Annotated in this window: 17 protein-coding genes and 1 tRNA gene; 17 read left to right on the top strand and 1 reads right to left on the bottom strand. The window is 67.7% G+C overall.

Annotated features, from left to right (window positions below):
• From ribD to WAZ62_RS05810, 9 genes are all read left to right on the top strand, one after another.
• Window positions 1-904 (top strand): bifunctional diaminohydroxyphosphoribosylaminopyrimidine deaminase/5-amino-6-(5-phosphoribosylamino)uracil reductase RibD (gene ribD / locus WAZ62_RS05850; protein WP_422642576.1); only part of this gene is annotated, 904 nt, incomplete at its 5' end.
• An 11-nt stretch (window positions 905-915) separates the two neighbouring features.
• Window positions 916-1,530, top strand: coding sequence for a riboflavin synthase (locus tag WAZ62_RS05845; protein WP_422642575.1), 615 nt, complete (start codon window positions 916-918; stop codon window positions 1,528-1,530).
• Complete coding sequence (gene ribB / locus WAZ62_RS05840; protein WP_422642574.1) at window positions 1,527-2,654, top strand: 3,4-dihydroxy-2-butanone-4-phosphate synthase; 1,128 nt, start codon at window positions 1,527-1,529, stop codon at window positions 2,652-2,654. Before WAZ62_RS05845 ends, ribB begins: the two co-directional genes overlap by 4 nt.
• A gap of 6 nt (window positions 2,655-2,660) precedes the next feature.
• Window positions 2,661-3,179, top strand: coding sequence for a 6,7-dimethyl-8-ribityllumazine synthase (gene ribH, locus WAZ62_RS05835; RefSeq protein WP_422642573.1), 519 nt, complete (start codon window positions 2,661-2,663; stop codon window positions 3,177-3,179).
• On the top strand, window positions 3,176-3,676 hold the full coding sequence (gene nusB / locus WAZ62_RS05830; RefSeq protein WP_422642572.1) for a transcription antitermination factor NusB: 501 nt from the start codon (window positions 3,176-3,178) through the stop codon (window positions 3,674-3,676). Before ribH ends, nusB begins: the two co-directional genes overlap by 4 nt.
• A gap of 16 nt (window positions 3,677-3,692) precedes the next feature.
• Entirely contained in the window at window positions 3,693-4,658 is a 966-nt protein-coding gene (gene thiL, locus WAZ62_RS05825) for a thiamine-phosphate kinase (protein ID WP_422642571.1), read from the top strand.
• Window positions 4,655-5,125, top strand: coding sequence for a hypothetical protein (locus WAZ62_RS05820; protein WP_422642570.1), 471 nt, complete (start codon window positions 4,655-4,657; stop codon window positions 5,123-5,125). The genes thiL and WAZ62_RS05820 overlap by 4 nt, the downstream gene beginning before the upstream one ends.
• Window positions 5,126-5,130: 5 nt before the next feature.
• The gene (locus tag WAZ62_RS05815; RefSeq protein WP_422642569.1) at window positions 5,131-6,375 is read left to right on the top strand and encodes an MFS transporter; all 1,245 of its coding nucleotides are present in this window, start codon (window positions 5,131-5,133) and stop codon (window positions 6,373-6,375) included.
• Window positions 6,376-6,491: 116 nt separating this feature from the next.
• Complete coding sequence (locus WAZ62_RS05810; protein ID WP_422642568.1) at window positions 6,492-8,582, top strand: sodium-translocating pyrophosphatase; 2,091 nt, start codon at window positions 6,492-6,494, stop codon at window positions 8,580-8,582.
• A 60-nt stretch (window positions 8,583-8,642) separates the two neighbouring features.
• Here the strand turns inward: WAZ62_RS05810 and WAZ62_RS05805 are convergent, their stop codons facing one another.
• A complete protein-coding gene (locus WAZ62_RS05805) occupies window positions 8,643-9,146 on the bottom strand; it encodes an outer membrane protein assembly factor BamE (protein WP_422642567.1) in 504 nt (167 codons plus the stop codon).
• A gap of 133 nt (window positions 9,147-9,279) precedes the next feature.
• Between WAZ62_RS05805 and WAZ62_RS05800 the strand changes: the two genes are divergently transcribed.
• The 8 genes from WAZ62_RS05800 to WAZ62_RS05765 all read left to right on the top strand — a co-directional run bounded on the left by WAZ62_RS05800 (window position 9,280) and on the right by WAZ62_RS05765 (window position 13,957).
• On the top strand, window positions 9,280-9,828 hold the full coding sequence (locus WAZ62_RS05800) for a ubiquinol-cytochrome C chaperone family protein (RefSeq protein ID WP_422642566.1): 549 nt from the start codon (window positions 9,280-9,282) through the stop codon (window positions 9,826-9,828).
• Window positions 9,825-10,400 (top strand): YceD family protein, encoded by a 576-nt coding sequence (locus tag WAZ62_RS05795; protein ID WP_422642565.1) that lies wholly within the window; start codon window positions 9,825-9,827, stop codon window positions 10,398-10,400. Before WAZ62_RS05800 ends, WAZ62_RS05795 begins: the two co-directional genes overlap by 4 nt.
• Window positions 10,401-10,474: 74 nt before the next feature.
• A complete protein-coding gene (gene rpmF / locus WAZ62_RS05790) occupies window positions 10,475-10,660 on the top strand; it encodes a 50S ribosomal protein L32 (protein ID WP_109907522.1) in 186 nt (61 codons plus the stop codon).
• A gap of 19 nt (window positions 10,661-10,679) precedes the next feature.
• Window positions 10,680-11,756, top strand: a complete 1,077-nt coding sequence (plsX, locus tag WAZ62_RS05785; protein ID WP_422642564.1) for a phosphate acyltransferase PlsX — start codon at window positions 10,680-10,682, stop codon at window positions 11,754-11,756.
• Window positions 11,753-12,742 (top strand): beta-ketoacyl-ACP synthase III, encoded by a 990-nt coding sequence (locus tag WAZ62_RS05780; protein WP_422642563.1) that lies wholly within the window; start codon window positions 11,753-11,755, stop codon window positions 12,740-12,742. The genes plsX and WAZ62_RS05780 overlap by 4 nt, the downstream gene beginning before the upstream one ends.
• A gap of 106 nt (window positions 12,743-12,848) precedes the next feature.
• Entirely contained in the window at window positions 12,849-13,160 is a 312-nt protein-coding gene (locus tag WAZ62_RS05775; RefSeq protein WP_422642562.1) for an integration host factor subunit alpha, read from the top strand.
• A 6-nt stretch (window positions 13,161-13,166) separates the two neighbouring features.
• Window positions 13,167-13,778 (top strand): MerR family transcriptional regulator, encoded by a 612-nt coding sequence (locus WAZ62_RS05770; RefSeq protein WP_422642561.1) that lies wholly within the window; start codon window positions 13,167-13,169, stop codon window positions 13,776-13,778.
• 102 nt (window positions 13,779-13,880) lie between these two features.
• Window positions 13,881-13,957: transfer RNA gene (locus WAZ62_RS05765), tRNA-Pro, on the top strand.
• Window positions 13,958-14,045: the final 88 nt, after the last annotated feature.

The following is a 14,045-nucleotide window of genomic DNA, read 5'->3' as shown; positions in this document are numbered from 1 at the left end:
GGGCGCCACCGCCTATGTGACGCTGGAGCCCTGTTCCCACCACGGCAAGACCGGCCCCTGCGCCGAGGCCCTGGTCGCGGCCGGCGTCGCCCGAGTCGTCGTCGCCACCATCGATCCGGACCCGCGGGTCGCGGGGCGGGGCCTCGCCATGCTCAAGGCGGCCGGCATCGCGGTCGAGACCGGCTGCATGGAATGCGAGGCGCAAGTCCTCAACGCCGGCTTCTTCTGCAAGCTGGACGGACGGCCGACGATCACCCTGAAGCTGGCGACCAGCCTCGACGGCTGCATCGCGACGCGAACCGGCGACAGTCAGTGGATCACCGGCGAACTGGCCCGCGCCCGCGCCCATCTGCTGCGGGCGGAACATGACGCGGTGATGGTCGGCGTCGGCACGGCGATCGCAGACAATCCGCAGCTGACCTGCCGCCTGCCGGGCCTTTCGCACCGCTCGCCGGTACGGATCGTCGCCGATGGCCGGTTGCGCCTGCCGCTGACCCATTATCTGGTGCGCACGGCCTGCGAAGTGCCGACCATTCTCTTCACCAATGCCGGCAATCCGGCGGAGCGGCGCGGCGTCTACACAAGGGCCGGTGTCGAGGTGATCGAGGTGCCGAGTGGCCCGGGCGGCCATCCGGATCCGGCGCAGGCGATGAAGCGCCTGGCCGAGAAGGGCATCACCAGGGTCCTGGTCGAGGGCGGCGGTCAGGTGGCCGCCAGCATCGTCCATGCCCGCCTCGTCGATCGTCTCTACTGGTTCCGCGGCCCCAGCATCATCGGGGACGAGGGCCGGCCCGCCGTTGGCGCCCTCGGGCTCGACAAGCTGAAGCTGGCGCCGACCTATGCGCTGGACGCGGTCGAGCGTCTCGGGGATGACCTCTTGGAAATTTACCGTCTGTCCCGTTAAGAGTGGCGATCATGTTCACCGGCATCATCACCGACGTTGGCCGAATCGCCGCTGTAGAGCGGCGCGGCGATACCCGTTTCCGCATCGAGACCGCCTATGACATGGCCGGCGTCGCCATCGGCGCGTCCATCGCCTGTTCGGGCGTCTGCCTGACCGTGGTCGACAAGGCGCCGGCCAAGGCCGGGGCTTCCGCCTGGTTCGAGGTCGATGCCTCAGCCGAGACCCTGCGCAAGACCAAGCTGGGCGGCTGGGCGCCGGGCAGCCTCGTCAATCTCGAGCGCTCGCTGAAGGTGGGCGACGAGATGGGCGGCCATATCGTCACCGGCCATGTCGACGGGCTGGCCACCGTCCGGGCGGTCGAGCCCGAGGGCGATTCCCTGAAGATCACCATCGAGGCGCCCGAGGGCTTCGCCCGCTATGTCGCGACCAAGGGCTCGGTCGCGCTCGATGGCGCCTCCCTGACCGTGAATGCGGTCGATGGCGCCCTGTTCACCATCAACGTCATCCCCCACACACAGACGATGACGACTTTCCGGCGCGAGCTGATCGTGCCCGGTGCGCAGCTGAACTTCGAGATCGACGTTCTCGCGCGCTATGTGGCCCGACTGCAGGAGTGGCGTGCATGAACGAATGGACGAATATGCTGTCCCCGATCGAGGACCTCATCGAGGATGCCCGCAATGGCCGGATGTTCATCCTCGTCGACCACGAGGACCGCGAGAACGAGGGCGACCTCGTCATCCCGGCCCAGATGGCGACGCCCGAGGCGATCAACTTCATGGCGCGCTATGGCCGTGGCCTGATCTGCCTGTCGATGACCCGCCAGCGGGTGGAACAGCTTGGCCTTACCCTGATGAGCCGGGACAATCTCTCGCGCCATCAGACCGCCTTCACCGTCTCGATCGAGGCGCGGGAAGGGGTGACCACCGGCATTTCCGCCCATGACCGCGCCCATACGGTCGCCGTCGCCATCGACCCGACCAAGGGGCCGCAGGATCTGGCGACGCCGGGCCATGTCTTCCCGCTGGTCGCGCGCGATGGCGGTGTTCTCGTCCGCGCCGGCCACACGGAAGCGGCGGTCGATGTCTCCCGTCTCGCCGGGCTGAACCCGTCGGGCGTGATCTGCGAGATCATGAACGACGATGGCACCATGGCCCGCCTGCCGGACCTCGTGAAATTCGCCCAGTTCCACGGCCTGAAGATCGGCACCATCGCCGATCTGATTTCCTATCGCCGTCGCTGGGACAATCTCGTCGTCAGCGTCGGGCAAACGGAAATCGATTCCGCCCATGGCGGCCAGTTCCGCGCGCTCGTCTACCGCAACAAGGTCGACGGCACCGAGCATCTCGCCCTCGTGAAGGGCGATATTTCCGGGCCGGACCCGGTTCTGGTGCGGATGCACACGGTCAATGTCTTCGAGGATCTGCTGGCCGACCGGCGCGGCCGTGTCAGCCCGCTGTCCGCGTCGATGGATGAAATCGGCCGCGAAGGGCGCGGCGTCGTCGTCCTGATCCGCGACAGCCGCCAGACGGCGATGACCGATTTCGTCACCGCGATGGCGAATCCCGAGGCGAAATCCGCGGGCACGCCGGCGCCGAACGAGCTTCGCGACTATGGTATCGGCGCCCAGATCCTGCTCGATCTCGGCGTCCATGAAATGATCCTGCTTTCCAACACGCGGCGGACCATCGTCGGTCTCGAGGGTTACGACCTCAAGGTGACCGACCAACGCCAGCTCAAGATCGGCTGAGACGATATGCGACCCAAGGCTAGCGACGCCGGCGATCCCGGCCTGCCCTATTCGGGCGGGACGGCCGGCGGCCCCCATCTCCTGATCGTCGAGGCGCGCTTCTATCAGGCGATCGCCGATGCCCAGCTGCGCGGCGCCATGGCGGCGATCGAGGCGGCGGGCGCCAGCTGGGAACGGATCACCGTTCCCGGCGCCCTCGAAATCCCGACCGCGATCCGTATCGCCGAACAGGGCAGCCAGTCGCGCGCCAACCGCGTGCGCCGGATCGACGGTTATGTCGCCCTCGGCTGCGTGATCCGGGGCGAGACCAGCCATTTCGATTACGTCTGCGGCGAGAGCGCGCGCGGCCTGATGGATCTGGGCGTCTCGCTCGGCCTTGCCATCGGCAACGGCATCCTCACCGTCGAGAACGAGGAGCAGGCCTGGGCCCGCGCCCTGCCGGACGAGATGAACAAGGGCGGCGGCGCGGCCGAGGCGGCCCTTGCCCTCATCGAATTGCGCAAGCGTTTCGGGGTGGCGTCATGAGCGGCCCGTCCGATCACGCGCCGCCACCGCGCCGGCCGAAGCCCGGGGTGAAGGCGCGCAGCGCCGCCCGGCTCGCCGCCGTTCAGGCGCTCTACCAGATCGAGGTGACGGGTCGTCCGGCGACCGGCGTCGTCAAGGAATTCGTCGTCCATCGCCTCGGCATCGAGCAGGAAGAGGGCGAGCGCCTGCATGACGCGGATCAGGACTTCTTCGGCGATCTGGTGCGCGGCGCCTCCGAGCGCCGGGCCGAGATCGATACGCTGATCGGTCCCGCCCTGACCGCCGACTGGCCGCTGGACCGGCTGGATTCGATCCTGCGCGCGACCCTGCGCATGGCGATCTATGAATTCCTCGCCCGGCCCGATGTCCCGGCCCGGGTGGTGATCAACGAATATCTCGATGTCGCCCATGCTTTCTTCGCCGGCAGCGAACCCGCTTTCGCCAATGGCGTCCTGAATACGCTGGCGCGGCGCCTGCGCCCGGCTGAATTCGCCTGATCCCGGACCTTCCGGGATGGACGAGTTCGAGACCATCGCCCGGCTTTTCGTTCCCCTCGCGAGGGGCGAGCCGGGCGCCTTCGGTCTCGGCGACGACGCCGCGCTGCTGACGCCCCGGCCCGGTTTCGATCTCGTCCTGACCAAGGATGCGATCGTCGGCGGCGTGCATTTCTTTCCCGACGATCCGCCGGCCGCGATCGGTGCCAAGCTGATGCGGGTCAATCTGTCGGATCTCGCCGCCAAGGGCGCCAGCCCTCGGGCCTTCCTGCTGGCGGCGGCGATCCCGCCGACGGTCGACGAGGCCTGGCTGGCGGGTTTCGCCGCCGGGATCGGGGCCGATCTCGATGAATTCGGCGGTGCCCTCGTCGGCGGCGACACGGTCTCGACCCCGGGGCCGGCGGTCTTCTCCCTCACGGCGATCGGCGAGGTGCCGACGGGCACCATGATTCGCCGCGCCGGTGCCCGGCCGGGCGATCTCGTCTGCGTTTCGGGCACGATCGGCGATGCCGCGCTTTATGTCGCGCATCGCCTGCGGGGCGTCGCCGTCGCCGGTCTCGATCACCTCGAGGAGCGTTATCGCTATCCCCGGCCACGCCTGGCGCTGGGCGCCGCGCTGCGCGGGCTTGCCCGTGCCGGCTGCGATGTTTCGGACGGGCTGGTGGCCGATCTTGGCCATCTCTGTGAACAGTCGGGCCTTGGCGCGGTGATCGAGGCCGGGGCCGTGCCCCTGTCGCCGGCCGCGCGCGCGACGCTTGAACGCGCCCCCGGCCTTCTGGCCACCATCCTGACCGGGGGGGACGATTACGAACTCGTCTTCGCCCTGCCGCCCGAGGCCGATCCGGCGGCCCTCACCGATGTCTCCGTGATCGGGCGCTTTGAGCAGGGTCAAGGCGTCCGCGTCCTGGACCGCGCAGGATCGCCCCTGGAACTGGACCGCACGGGGTGGCGCCATCCTGTCGGCCGGGGAGAAGATGCGCGATGAAACGCTGGATGATCGCGGTTGTCGCCTTGCTGCTTCTCGCCGGACTGGCTGTCGGCGGCCTCTATCTGGGTGGTTTCATCCTCGCGGCCCCGGGCGCGGACGAGGCCGCGGCGGAGGCGCCACCGCCCGCGACCCTGCCCGAATTGCCCGAGGCCGCCTATTTCGAGATGAAGAACGTGTTGTTGCCAGCCTATCGCGGCGGAACCTTCCGCAACTACATCGCCTTCTCGTTCAAGGTCGAGGTGAAGGACGAGGCGACCGCCCTGCTGCTGCGCGACCGCAACGCCCACATGCGCTCCGCCCTGATGAATGATTTTTCCCGCCAGCCGATCGAAACCCGTGACGGCCCGGCGGATTTCGACGATACGGTCTTCCGCGCGCGGGTGCTCGACGCCCTGCGTCGCTCCGCGGGCGACATCGACGTGCGCGGGGTGCTGATCGAAAGCGTCCTGCCGGTGAAGGGCTAGGGGCCATGGGATTCCAGCCGCTCGAGAGGCGTAACGTCATCCTGCTGGGTCTTGGCCAGGCGCTCTATGGCACCGGGACGACGATCCTTTTCACCCTGAACGGTCTCGTTGGCCACATGCTGGCGGACGACAAGTCGCTGGCGACGCTGCCGGTGACGGCGGTGATGGTCGGCGCGGCCCTGTCGACTCTGCCGGCGGCCCTCGTTCACAAGCATCTGGGGCGCCGCCTGGCCTTCGTGCTCGGCGCCCTCGCGGGGGTTCTTGGCGGCGTCGGCTATGGTCTGGGCATCCTGTGGGGCGATTTCTGGGTCTTCACCGGGGCGGCGCTGGTCAGTGGCTGGTATTTCGCCAACGCCCAGTTCTATCGTTTCGCCGCCGCCGAGGCGACGGGGACCGAGCACCGGGCGCGGGCGATCAGCCTCGTCATGGCGGGCGGCGTCGCCGCGGCGCTGGCGGGGCCGGAGCTGGTGAAATTCACCAAGGACATGGTGCTGGGTCTGCCCTTCGTCGGGGCCTATGTCGTCGTCATCCTGCTCGGGCTCGCGTCCATGGCGCTGCTGTCGGCCCTGCGCCTGCCGGATCTCGCCGCCGAGGAGCGCCATGCCAGCGGCCGGCCCCTGACCGAGATCCTGCGCCAGCCGCGCATGATCGCGGCGCTGGCGACCGGCATCGCCGCCTATGCCTCGATGAGCCTCGTCATGACGGCGACGCCGATCGCCATGGTCGCCTGTTCCCTGACGGTCGAGGACGCGGCCTTCGTCATCCAGTGGCATTCGCTGGCGATGTTCCTGCCCTCCTTCTTCACCGGCCGCCTGATCGAGCGTTTCGGCGTCACCCGGGTGATCGGGGCCGGTCTCGTGCTGATCGTCGGCTGCGCGGCGGTCGCGCTCTCCGGTGTCAGCCTCGAACAGTTCTGGATCGCGCTGGTGCTGATCGGCCTTGGCTGGAATTTCGCCTTCGTCGGGGCCACCAGCCTCGTCACCACCTGCTACACGCCGGCGGAGCGGGCCAAGACCCAGGCGGCCAACGATCTTCTCGTCTTCGGCGTCGTTTCGATCGCCTCCTTCATGTCGGGCGTCCTGCTGAACTGGACCGGCTGGCATGGCGTGCCGGTCGCGGCCCTGCCACTGGCGGTCATCGCCCTCGTCGCGCTGCCGCTGGCGGCCCGGGGCGGGGCGCGTCCGGCGCCGGTGCCGGCGGTCCCGGTTCATGCCTGTTGCTGTGGCGGGGGCTGCGACCGCGGCGAGTAGATTAACCTTGATTGCGGCTCCGGCTCTTCTCTGTCACCGTCGACACGGGCAAGAGCCGGGGACCGAGGGTGCGGGGCGCCCATCCCAGGCGACCCGAGGAAACGAGCGGGGAGATCATGGACACAACCATCGGCCTTTATAGCGTCATCGGGTGTGGCGTGCTTGCGCTTCTCTATGGCGTATGGGCGGCGAAATCCGTCCTGTCACGCGATGCCGGCACCGTCAGGATGCAGGAAATCGCCACCGCGATCCAGGAAGGCGCCCGCGCCTATCTGAACCGCCAGTATCGCACCATCGCCATCGTCGGCATCGTCGTCGTGGCCGGTCTCTGGGGCCTGCTCGGGCCTCTCGTCGCCATCGGTTTCGTGATCGGCGCCGTGCTCTCGGGCGCCGCGGGTTACCTTGGCATGAATGTCTCGGTCCGGGCCAATGTCCGCACCGCGGCGGGGGCGCGCGACGGGCTCGCCAATGCCCTCGGCATCGCCTTCAAGGCGGGCGCGGTCACCGGGATGCTGGTGGTCGGCCTCGCGCTGCTGGCGGTCGCCATCTATTACCTGGTGCTGCAGCAGATCGGCGCGACCGGCCGTGACCTGATCGATCCCCTGGTGGCGCTCAGCTTCGGCGCGTCGCTGATCTCGATCTTCGCCCGCCTGGGCGGCGGCATCTTCACCAAGGGCGCCGATGTCGGCGCCGATCTCGTCGGCAAGGTCGAAGCCGGCATCCCCGAGGATGATCCGCGCAACCCGGCGGTGATCGCCGACAACGTGGGCGACAATGTCGGCGATTGCGCCGGCATGGCGGCCGACCTGTTCGAGACCTATGCCGTCACCCTGGTCGCGACCATGGTGCTGGCCTCGATCTTCTTCGCGGGCGATCTCGCCAAGACCATGATGCTCTATCCGCTGGCGATCGGCGGGGTGTGCATCATCACCTCGATCATCGGCACCTTCTTCGTCCGCCTGGGCGCCTCGCAGAACATCATGGGCGCGCTCTACAAGGGCCTGATCGTCACCGGCGTGCTGTCGGCGGCAGCGCTCTGGCCGATCACGCAGGTCGTGCTCGGCGACATGACGGCGCCGATGACCGCGGGCGGCCATACGTTCGACGGCCGTCATCTGTTCTATTGCGGGCTGGTCGGCCTTGCCGTCACCGGCCTTCTGGTCTGGGTCACGGAATATTACACCTCGACCGCCTTCCGGCCCGTGCGTTCCGTCGCCCAGGCCTCGACCACGGGCCATGGCACCAATGTGATCCAGGGCCTCGCCGTCTCGATGGAGGCGACGGCGGTGCCGGCGCTGATCATCTGCGTCGGCATCGTCGCGACCTTCCAGATGGCCGGCCTGTTCGGCATCGCCATCGCGGTGACCACCATGCTCGCGCTCGCCGGCATGATCGTCGCCCTCGACGCCTATGGCCCGGTCACGGACAACGCGGGCGGCATCGCCGAAATGGCCAACCTGCCGCCGGACGTGCGCAAGACGACCGATGCGCTCGACGCGGTCGGCAACACGACCAAGGCCGTCACCAAGGGCTATGCCATCGGCTCGGCCGGGCTCGCCGCGCTGGTGCTCTTCGCCGCCTATACCGAGGACCTGAGGGTCTTCTTCGGCGACCTGAAGGTGACCTTCGACCTGTCCAACCCCTATGTCGTGGTCGGCCTTCTGGTCGGCGGCATGTTGCCCTATCTGTTCGGGGCCATGGGCATGACGGCGGTGGGCCGGGCGGCGGGTTCCGTCGTCGTCGAGGTGCGACGCCAGTTCAAGGAAATCAAGGGCATCATGCAGGGCAAGGCCAAGCCGGACTACGGCCGCGCCGTCGACCTGCTGACCAAGGCGGCGATCCGGGAAATGATCATCCCGTCGCTGCTGCCCGTGCTCGCGCCCGTGGTGCTCTATTTCGTCATCCTCGCGGTCGCCGACCAGACGGCGGCCTTCTCGGCGGTCGGCGCCATGCTGATGGGCGTGATCGTCACCGGTCTCTTCGTCGCGCTGTCGATGACGGCGGGCGGCGGTGCCTGGGACAATGCCAAGAAATACATCGAGGAAGGCCACCACGGCGGCAAGGGCAGTGATGCCCACAAGGCCGCGGTGACGGGCGACACGGTCGGCGATCCCTACAAGGACACCGCCGGTCCCGCGGTCAACCCGATGATCAAGATCACCAATATCGTCGCGCTGCTGCTGCTGGCGATTCTCTCGCGCTTCTGAAACGAAAAGGCCCCGCCGGTCGCGACCGGCGGGGCCTTTCCGGAAAAAATATAGGCTGCCTTACGGCCGGCCTATGGTGCCACCGGGGAGCGGGGCGGTGCCGCTGCCGCCGGTCGGCGAATTGAAGCGGCCGAGATTGCCGAACAGCTGCTGCCAGATCGTCAGCTCGTTGCCGAGGGTCGGGGTCCGGTCCGGGTTCATGGCCACGTCCTTGCCATCCTCGGTGTCGAGGCGGGAGACTTCCGTGACATTGCCGGCCTGATCGAAACTGACGATCAGCACGGCCTGATTCGTCAGCTCGTCGCGGCGGAAGGCCAGGCGCTGCGTTGTCGCCGAGATGTAATACCAGGACTGATCGTCGAAATTGGAGACGGTGGACGGCGTGCCGAGCAGGCGGATCACGGATTCCTTGTTGTCGACGCCGGGCCGGATCGCGGTGACCGCGACATCGTCCGGACGCCAGCCGCGTTCGTCGACCTGCGGCGCGCAGGCGCCGAGGGAAAGACCGGCCACAAGGGCGGCGGCAGCCGCGAGGCTCGGCAGGTTGAAGCGTTCAACGGCCATGGGTGACACTTGTCCATCACGAATACGGCCGGCACGACGCCGCGCCGGGCGTGAAATAGAGACGTGGCACCTTGTCATTGAGGGCGAGACCTGTCAATTCGACGGGATGAAGCGGCAGGAAGGTATCGGACGCATGTTGTCGCGCTTGTTCCATCGGCAGGACCAGCGGATCGCGGCCACGCTCTACGCGTCGGCGGTCGATCGCGCGCGGGCGCCGGTATTCTATCGCCATTTCGGCGTCGCCGACACGATCGACGGCCGCTTCGACATGGTCACCCTGCAGGTGATCCTGCTGCTGAACCGCTTCAAGGGCCTGTCGGACAAGCGGGTCGCCCGCCTGTCGCAGAATGTCTTCGACTCGATGTTCACGGACATGGATCGCACCCTGCGCGAACTGGGGGTGGGCGATCAGGGCGTGCCGCACCGGGTGAAGAAGATGGCCCAGGCTTTCTACGGCCGGCTTTCGGCCTATGATGCGGCCCTGGCCGCGCCGGACGACACGGCGCTGACCGAGGCGCTGATTCGCAATCTCTATCGCGGTGCCGAGATCGAGCCTGAACTCGTGCGGCAACTCGCCATTCACGTCCGGCGGATCGCGGCGCTTTACGCCGCGACGCCGGTTGAAGTTTTCCTGGCTGGCGATTTGCCGGCCGCTCCCGCGTTGCAGGAGACATTGTCATGACCGCGGATACCCCGAATTACGAATTTTCCCGGCCCCTGCGGGCTGAAAGCGTCCATGTTCGCGGCCGGACCGAGAAACTGACGGCGACGCCGGCCGAATGCGCGGCGCTGGCCCGGCGTTTCGACATCATCTCGGTCGAATCGCTGCGGGCCGAGATCGAACTCCGCCCGCACCGGCGCGATGGCCTTGCTCTCACCGGCCGGCTGGTCGCCGACGTGACCCAGGCCTGCGTCGTCTCGCTCGAACCCGTGCCCGCCCATGTCGAGGTCGCGTTCGAGCGTGTCTTCGAGCCTGGCGCCGAAGACCCGGAGGCCGGCTTCTCGGTCGAGGATCTGTTCGATCCCGACGCGGAAGACCCGCCGGAGCCGCTGATCGATGGTATCGTCGATCTGGGCGAGGTGGTGGCCGAGGAGCTTGCCCTGTCGCTCGATCCCTATCCGCGGGCGCCCGGGGCGGAAATCCCGGCGCAATACCGCGCCGAGCCGGAAGACGCGGCCGAAAAGGCCGAGTCCACGAAGGCGCAGGGCACCCATCGCCCCTTTGCCGTGCTCAAGGGTGGGCGAGACACTTGAGTTCGAGAACTTTCCGTGTATGTTCTCCGCTTCCCGGGCGGGGCTGGTCCCCGTAACCAGAACGAGTTGATAAAATGGCTGTTCCCAAGAAACGTACTTCCAGCTCGCGCCGCGACATGCGCCGCAGCCATCATGCGCTGACCCCGGTCGCGTCGAACGAGTGCCCGAATTGCGGCGAGCTGAAGCTGCCGCATCACGTTTGCGGCGCTTGCGGCTATTACGACGGCCGCGAGGTCGTCGCTTCGACCACGGCGGCCTGACGACGGGAGCGACCGGGGCATGGCGACCATGTCCCCGATGGTGATCGCCGTCGATGCCATGGGGGGCGACAATGGCCCCTCGGTGATCGTCGATGGTGCCGCCATCGCGCGTGAGCGTTTTCCCCAGGTCCGCTTCGTCTTCTTCGGCGACGAGGCCGCGGTGGCGCCCCTTGTGAAGGGGCAGCCGCTACTGGCCGACTGCAGCGAGATCATTCATACCACGACGGCGATCTCGTCCGACGAGAAGCCGAGCGTCGCCATGCGCCGCGGCAAGGGCACATCCATGTGGATGGCCTGCGAAGCGGTGCGCGACGGCAAGGCGCAGGCCGCGGTCAGCGCCGGCAATACCGGCGCGCTGATGGCGATCGCGATGCTGTTGCTGCGCAAGGCCCCGGCGATCAGCCGGCCGGCCATCGCTTCCTTCGTGCCGACGATCCGGGGCGAGTCGATCATGCTCGACCTTGGCGCCAATGTCGGCTGCGACGAGCGCAATCTGGTCGAATTCGCTTTCATGGGCGCGGCCTTCGCCCGGGCTTCGCTCGGGTTGCCGCGGCCGAAGGTCGGCCTTCTCAACATCGGCACCGAAGACCTGAAGGGCAATGAGGCGGTACGCGGCGCGGCCCAGCTGCTGCGCGACGCGACCGATCTGCCCTTTGAATTCTGCGGTTTCGTCGAAGGCAATGGCATCGCGCAGGGCACGGCCGACGTCATCGTGGCCGATGGTTTCGCCGGCAATATCGCCCTCAAGACCCAGGAAGGCACGGCGCGGCTGATCTCGGCCTATCTCGCCGCCACCTTCCGCCGCTCGATCTGGTCGAAGATCGCCTATCTCCTCGCCCGGCCGGCGCTGCAGGCCCTGCGCGAGCGGCTCGATCCCAATCGCTACAATGGCGGCGCACTCCTTGGCCTCAACGGCCTCGTGGTGAAGAGCCACGGCGGCACCAACGCGGTCGGCTTCGCCGCCGCCATCGGCATCGCGGCGGATCTGGCCATCGGCGGTTTCGTCGATCGCGTGCTCGACGATCTGAAGCGCATTGGCCCGGCCCTCGCGTCGGCCGAAGACTCAACAGAAGAACAGGTAGCTGTCCAATCATGAATCCGGGTGGTGTCGTCGCGCGATCCTTGCTTCTCGGCTGCGGCGGCTATCTGCCCGAGCGGGTGCTGACCAACGCCGAACTGGCGCAGCAGGTCGCGACCGACGATGCCTGGATCGTGGCCCGTACCGGCATCCGCCAGCGTCATATCGCGGCCGATGGCGAGACCACCTCGGATCTCGCGACCATGGCCGCCCGCCGCGCCCTCGAGGCCGCGGGGCGCGACGCCGCCGACATCGATCTGGTCATTCTCGCGACCGCGACCCCGGACTACACCTTCCCGGCGACGGCGGCCATCGTCCAGGCCAATCTCGGCATCCGCAAGGGCGCGGCCTTCGACATTCAGGCGGTGTGCTCGGGCTTCATCTATGCCCTGGCGACGGCCGATAATTTTCTGAAGGCCGGGCAGCACAAGCGCGCCCTCGTCATCGGCGCCGAAACCTTCTCGCGCATCCTCGACTGGACCGACCGCACCACCTGCGTGCTCTTCGGCGATGGCGCCGGCGCCGTCGTGCTGGAAGCCGGGCAGGGGACGGGGACCAACGCGGATCGCGGCATCCTGACCAGCCATCTCCATGCCGATGGGCGTTTCCGCGATCTGCTCTATGTCGACGGCGGCCCGTCGACGACGCAGACCGTCGGCCATCTGCGGATGACCGGCAAGGAAGTGTTCCGCCATGCAGTGGTCAATCTGGCCGATGCCGTGAACGAGGCCCTGGCCGCGACCGGCCTCACGCCCAAGGATCTCGACTGGATCGTGCCGCATCAGGCGAACTACCGCATCATCGAGGGCACGGCGAAAAAGCTGGGCGTCGACACGGCGAAAGTCGTCGTCACCGTCGACCGTCATGGCAATACCTCGGCCGCTTCGGTGCCTCTCGCCCTCGCCGAGGCGATGGGCGACGGGCGGATCAAGCCCGGGCAATTGGTCCTGCTCGAGGCCATGGGCGGCGGCTTTACCTGGGGCTCCTGCCTCGTCAGGATCTGAGCGTCAGCTATCCCCTTGATATTGACGGGCTTATTCCGTCATCCTAGGCTCCATGGATGCGCCTGCACGGATGGGCGCCCGCGCGGGCAAGCCCGCAGGGGGATGTATGTCGACCACGATCACGCGCGCTCATCTGGCCGAGGCGGTCTATCAGGAAGTGGGCCTGTCCCGGAACGAGTCGGCAGAGCTCGTCGAATCCGTGCTCGATGCCATCGCCGCCAGCCTTGTCGAGGGGGAAGCGGTGAAGATCTCCTCCTTCGGGACCTTCGCCGTGCGGCAGAAGGGCGGCCGGGTCGGCCGCAATCCCAAGACCGGCGAGGAAGTGCCGATCGAGCCCCGGCGCGTGCTGGTGTTCCGCCCGTCCCATGTTCTCAAGGACCATATCAATACCGGCCTGTCGGGTCGGCAGCGCGGATAAGGCGCCATGCCCGGGCCTGCGGTGAAGGGTGAAGGCGCAGAGGCCCGCGCTCCGGTCAAGCAGCCCGGTGCGTTCCGCACCATTTCCGAGGTCGCGGCCGAACTCGACGTGCCGCAGCATGTGCTGCGCTTCTGGGAAACGCGCTTTCCCCAGATCAAGCCGCTGAAGCGCGGCGGCGGGCGGCGTTATTACCGGCCCGAGGATGTCGCCCTGCTGCGCGGCATCCGCCATCTGCTCTACAGCGACGGCTATACGATCAAGGGCGTGCAGAAGGTCCTGCGCGAGAATGGCGCCGCGACCGTGATCGCGGTGGCCAAGCCCCTGTCCGAGCGCCTGGCCGAGCACCGGGAGCATAATCCCGTGGTGGCCCTGCCACGGCCGGTGCTCGACCCCGATACCGAGGCCGAGTTTGGCGATGTCGCCGACGACGATGCGGCGATCGGGGCGGCGATCGGGGCGGCGCCGGATGACGAGGCCGGCGAATCAATCCCCGCCCCTTTGGCCGAAGCCGCGCCGGAGTCTCCGGGCGATGCCGCCCATTGGCGCGGCCTCGTCGAGGAATTGCGCCGCGAACTGATCGAGATCAGGACAATTCTCGCCGGAAAATCAAAGGTTTGACCTCCCGGAACGATCTGGCGAAAAAACCGCGCCAGACCATTGCCCATCCCGCCTTCAGGGGCTATAGTCCGCCGCCTCGCGAGGGTTTTACCTTCGTCTTGACGGGCAATAGCGCAGCCTGGTAGCGCATCAGTCTGGGGGACTGAGGGTCGTCGGTTCAAATCCGGCTTGCCCGACCAAATCTGGTCGATCCGATCAAGAGCTCAGGCCGCCGCAAGGCGGCCTGACTTTTTGTGCCGAGCGCGGCGGGGCCCCCCTGGACCGGGG

Origin of the sequence: Zavarzinia sp., assembly GCF_049306435.1 — a bacterium.
Classification (GTDB): Bacteria; Pseudomonadota; Alphaproteobacteria; order Zavarziniales; family Zavarziniaceae; genus Zavarzinia.
The sequence above is the reverse complement of the archived record's forward strand: the minus strand, read 5'-3'. Positions and strand labels throughout refer to the sequence as shown.

Excerpts from the sequence above, each read along its gene's own strand:
- rpmF (WP_109907522.1), top strand. The coding sequence starts at position 10,475 with ATGGCTGTTCCCAAGAAACGTACTTCCAGCTCGCGCCGCGACATGCGC.
- WAZ62_RS05805 (WP_422642567.1), bottom strand. The coding sequence starts at position 9,146 with ATGGCCGTTGAACGCTTCAACCTGCCGAGCCTCGCGGCTGCCGCCGCC.
- ribH (WP_422642573.1), top strand. The coding sequence starts at position 2,661 with ATGCGACCCAAGGCTAGCGACGCCGGCGATCCCGGCCTGCCCTATTCG.
- WAZ62_RS05820 (WP_422642570.1), top strand. The coding sequence starts at position 4,655 with ATGAAACGCTGGATGATCGCGGTTGTCGCCTTGCTGCTTCTCGCCGGA.
- WAZ62_RS05780 (WP_422642563.1), top strand. The coding sequence starts at position 11,753 with ATGAATCCGGGTGGTGTCGTCGCGCGATCCTTGCTTCTCGGCTGCGGC.
- plsX (WP_422642564.1), top strand. The coding sequence starts at position 10,680 with ATGGCGACCATGTCCCCGATGGTGATCGCCGTCGATGCCATGGGGGGC.
- WAZ62_RS05845 (WP_422642575.1), top strand. The coding sequence starts at position 916 with ATGTTCACCGGCATCATCACCGACGTTGGCCGAATCGCCGCTGTAGAG.
- WAZ62_RS05800 (WP_422642566.1), top strand. The coding sequence starts at position 9,280 with ATGTTGTCGCGCTTGTTCCATCGGCAGGACCAGCGGATCGCGGCCACG.
- nusB (WP_422642572.1), top strand. The coding sequence starts at position 3,176 with ATGAGCGGCCCGTCCGATCACGCGCCGCCACCGCGCCGGCCGAAGCCC.
- WAZ62_RS05795 (WP_422642565.1), top strand. The coding sequence starts at position 9,825 with ATGACCGCGGATACCCCGAATTACGAATTTTCCCGGCCCCTGCGGGCT.
- WAZ62_RS05775 (WP_422642562.1), top strand. The coding sequence starts at position 12,849 with ATGTCGACCACGATCACGCGCGCTCATCTGGCCGAGGCGGTCTATCAG.
- WAZ62_RS05815 (WP_422642569.1), top strand. The coding sequence starts at position 5,131 with ATGGGATTCCAGCCGCTCGAGAGGCGTAACGTCATCCTGCTGGGTCTT.
- WAZ62_RS05810 (WP_422642568.1), top strand. The coding sequence starts at position 6,492 with ATGGACACAACCATCGGCCTTTATAGCGTCATCGGGTGTGGCGTGCTT.
- ribB (WP_422642574.1), top strand. The coding sequence starts at position 1,527 with ATGAACGAATGGACGAATATGCTGTCCCCGATCGAGGACCTCATCGAG.
- thiL (WP_422642571.1), top strand. The coding sequence starts at position 3,693 with ATGGACGAGTTCGAGACCATCGCCCGGCTTTTCGTTCCCCTCGCGAGG.
- WAZ62_RS05770 (WP_422642561.1), top strand. The coding sequence starts at position 13,167 with ATGCCCGGGCCTGCGGTGAAGGGTGAAGGCGCAGAGGCCCGCGCTCCG.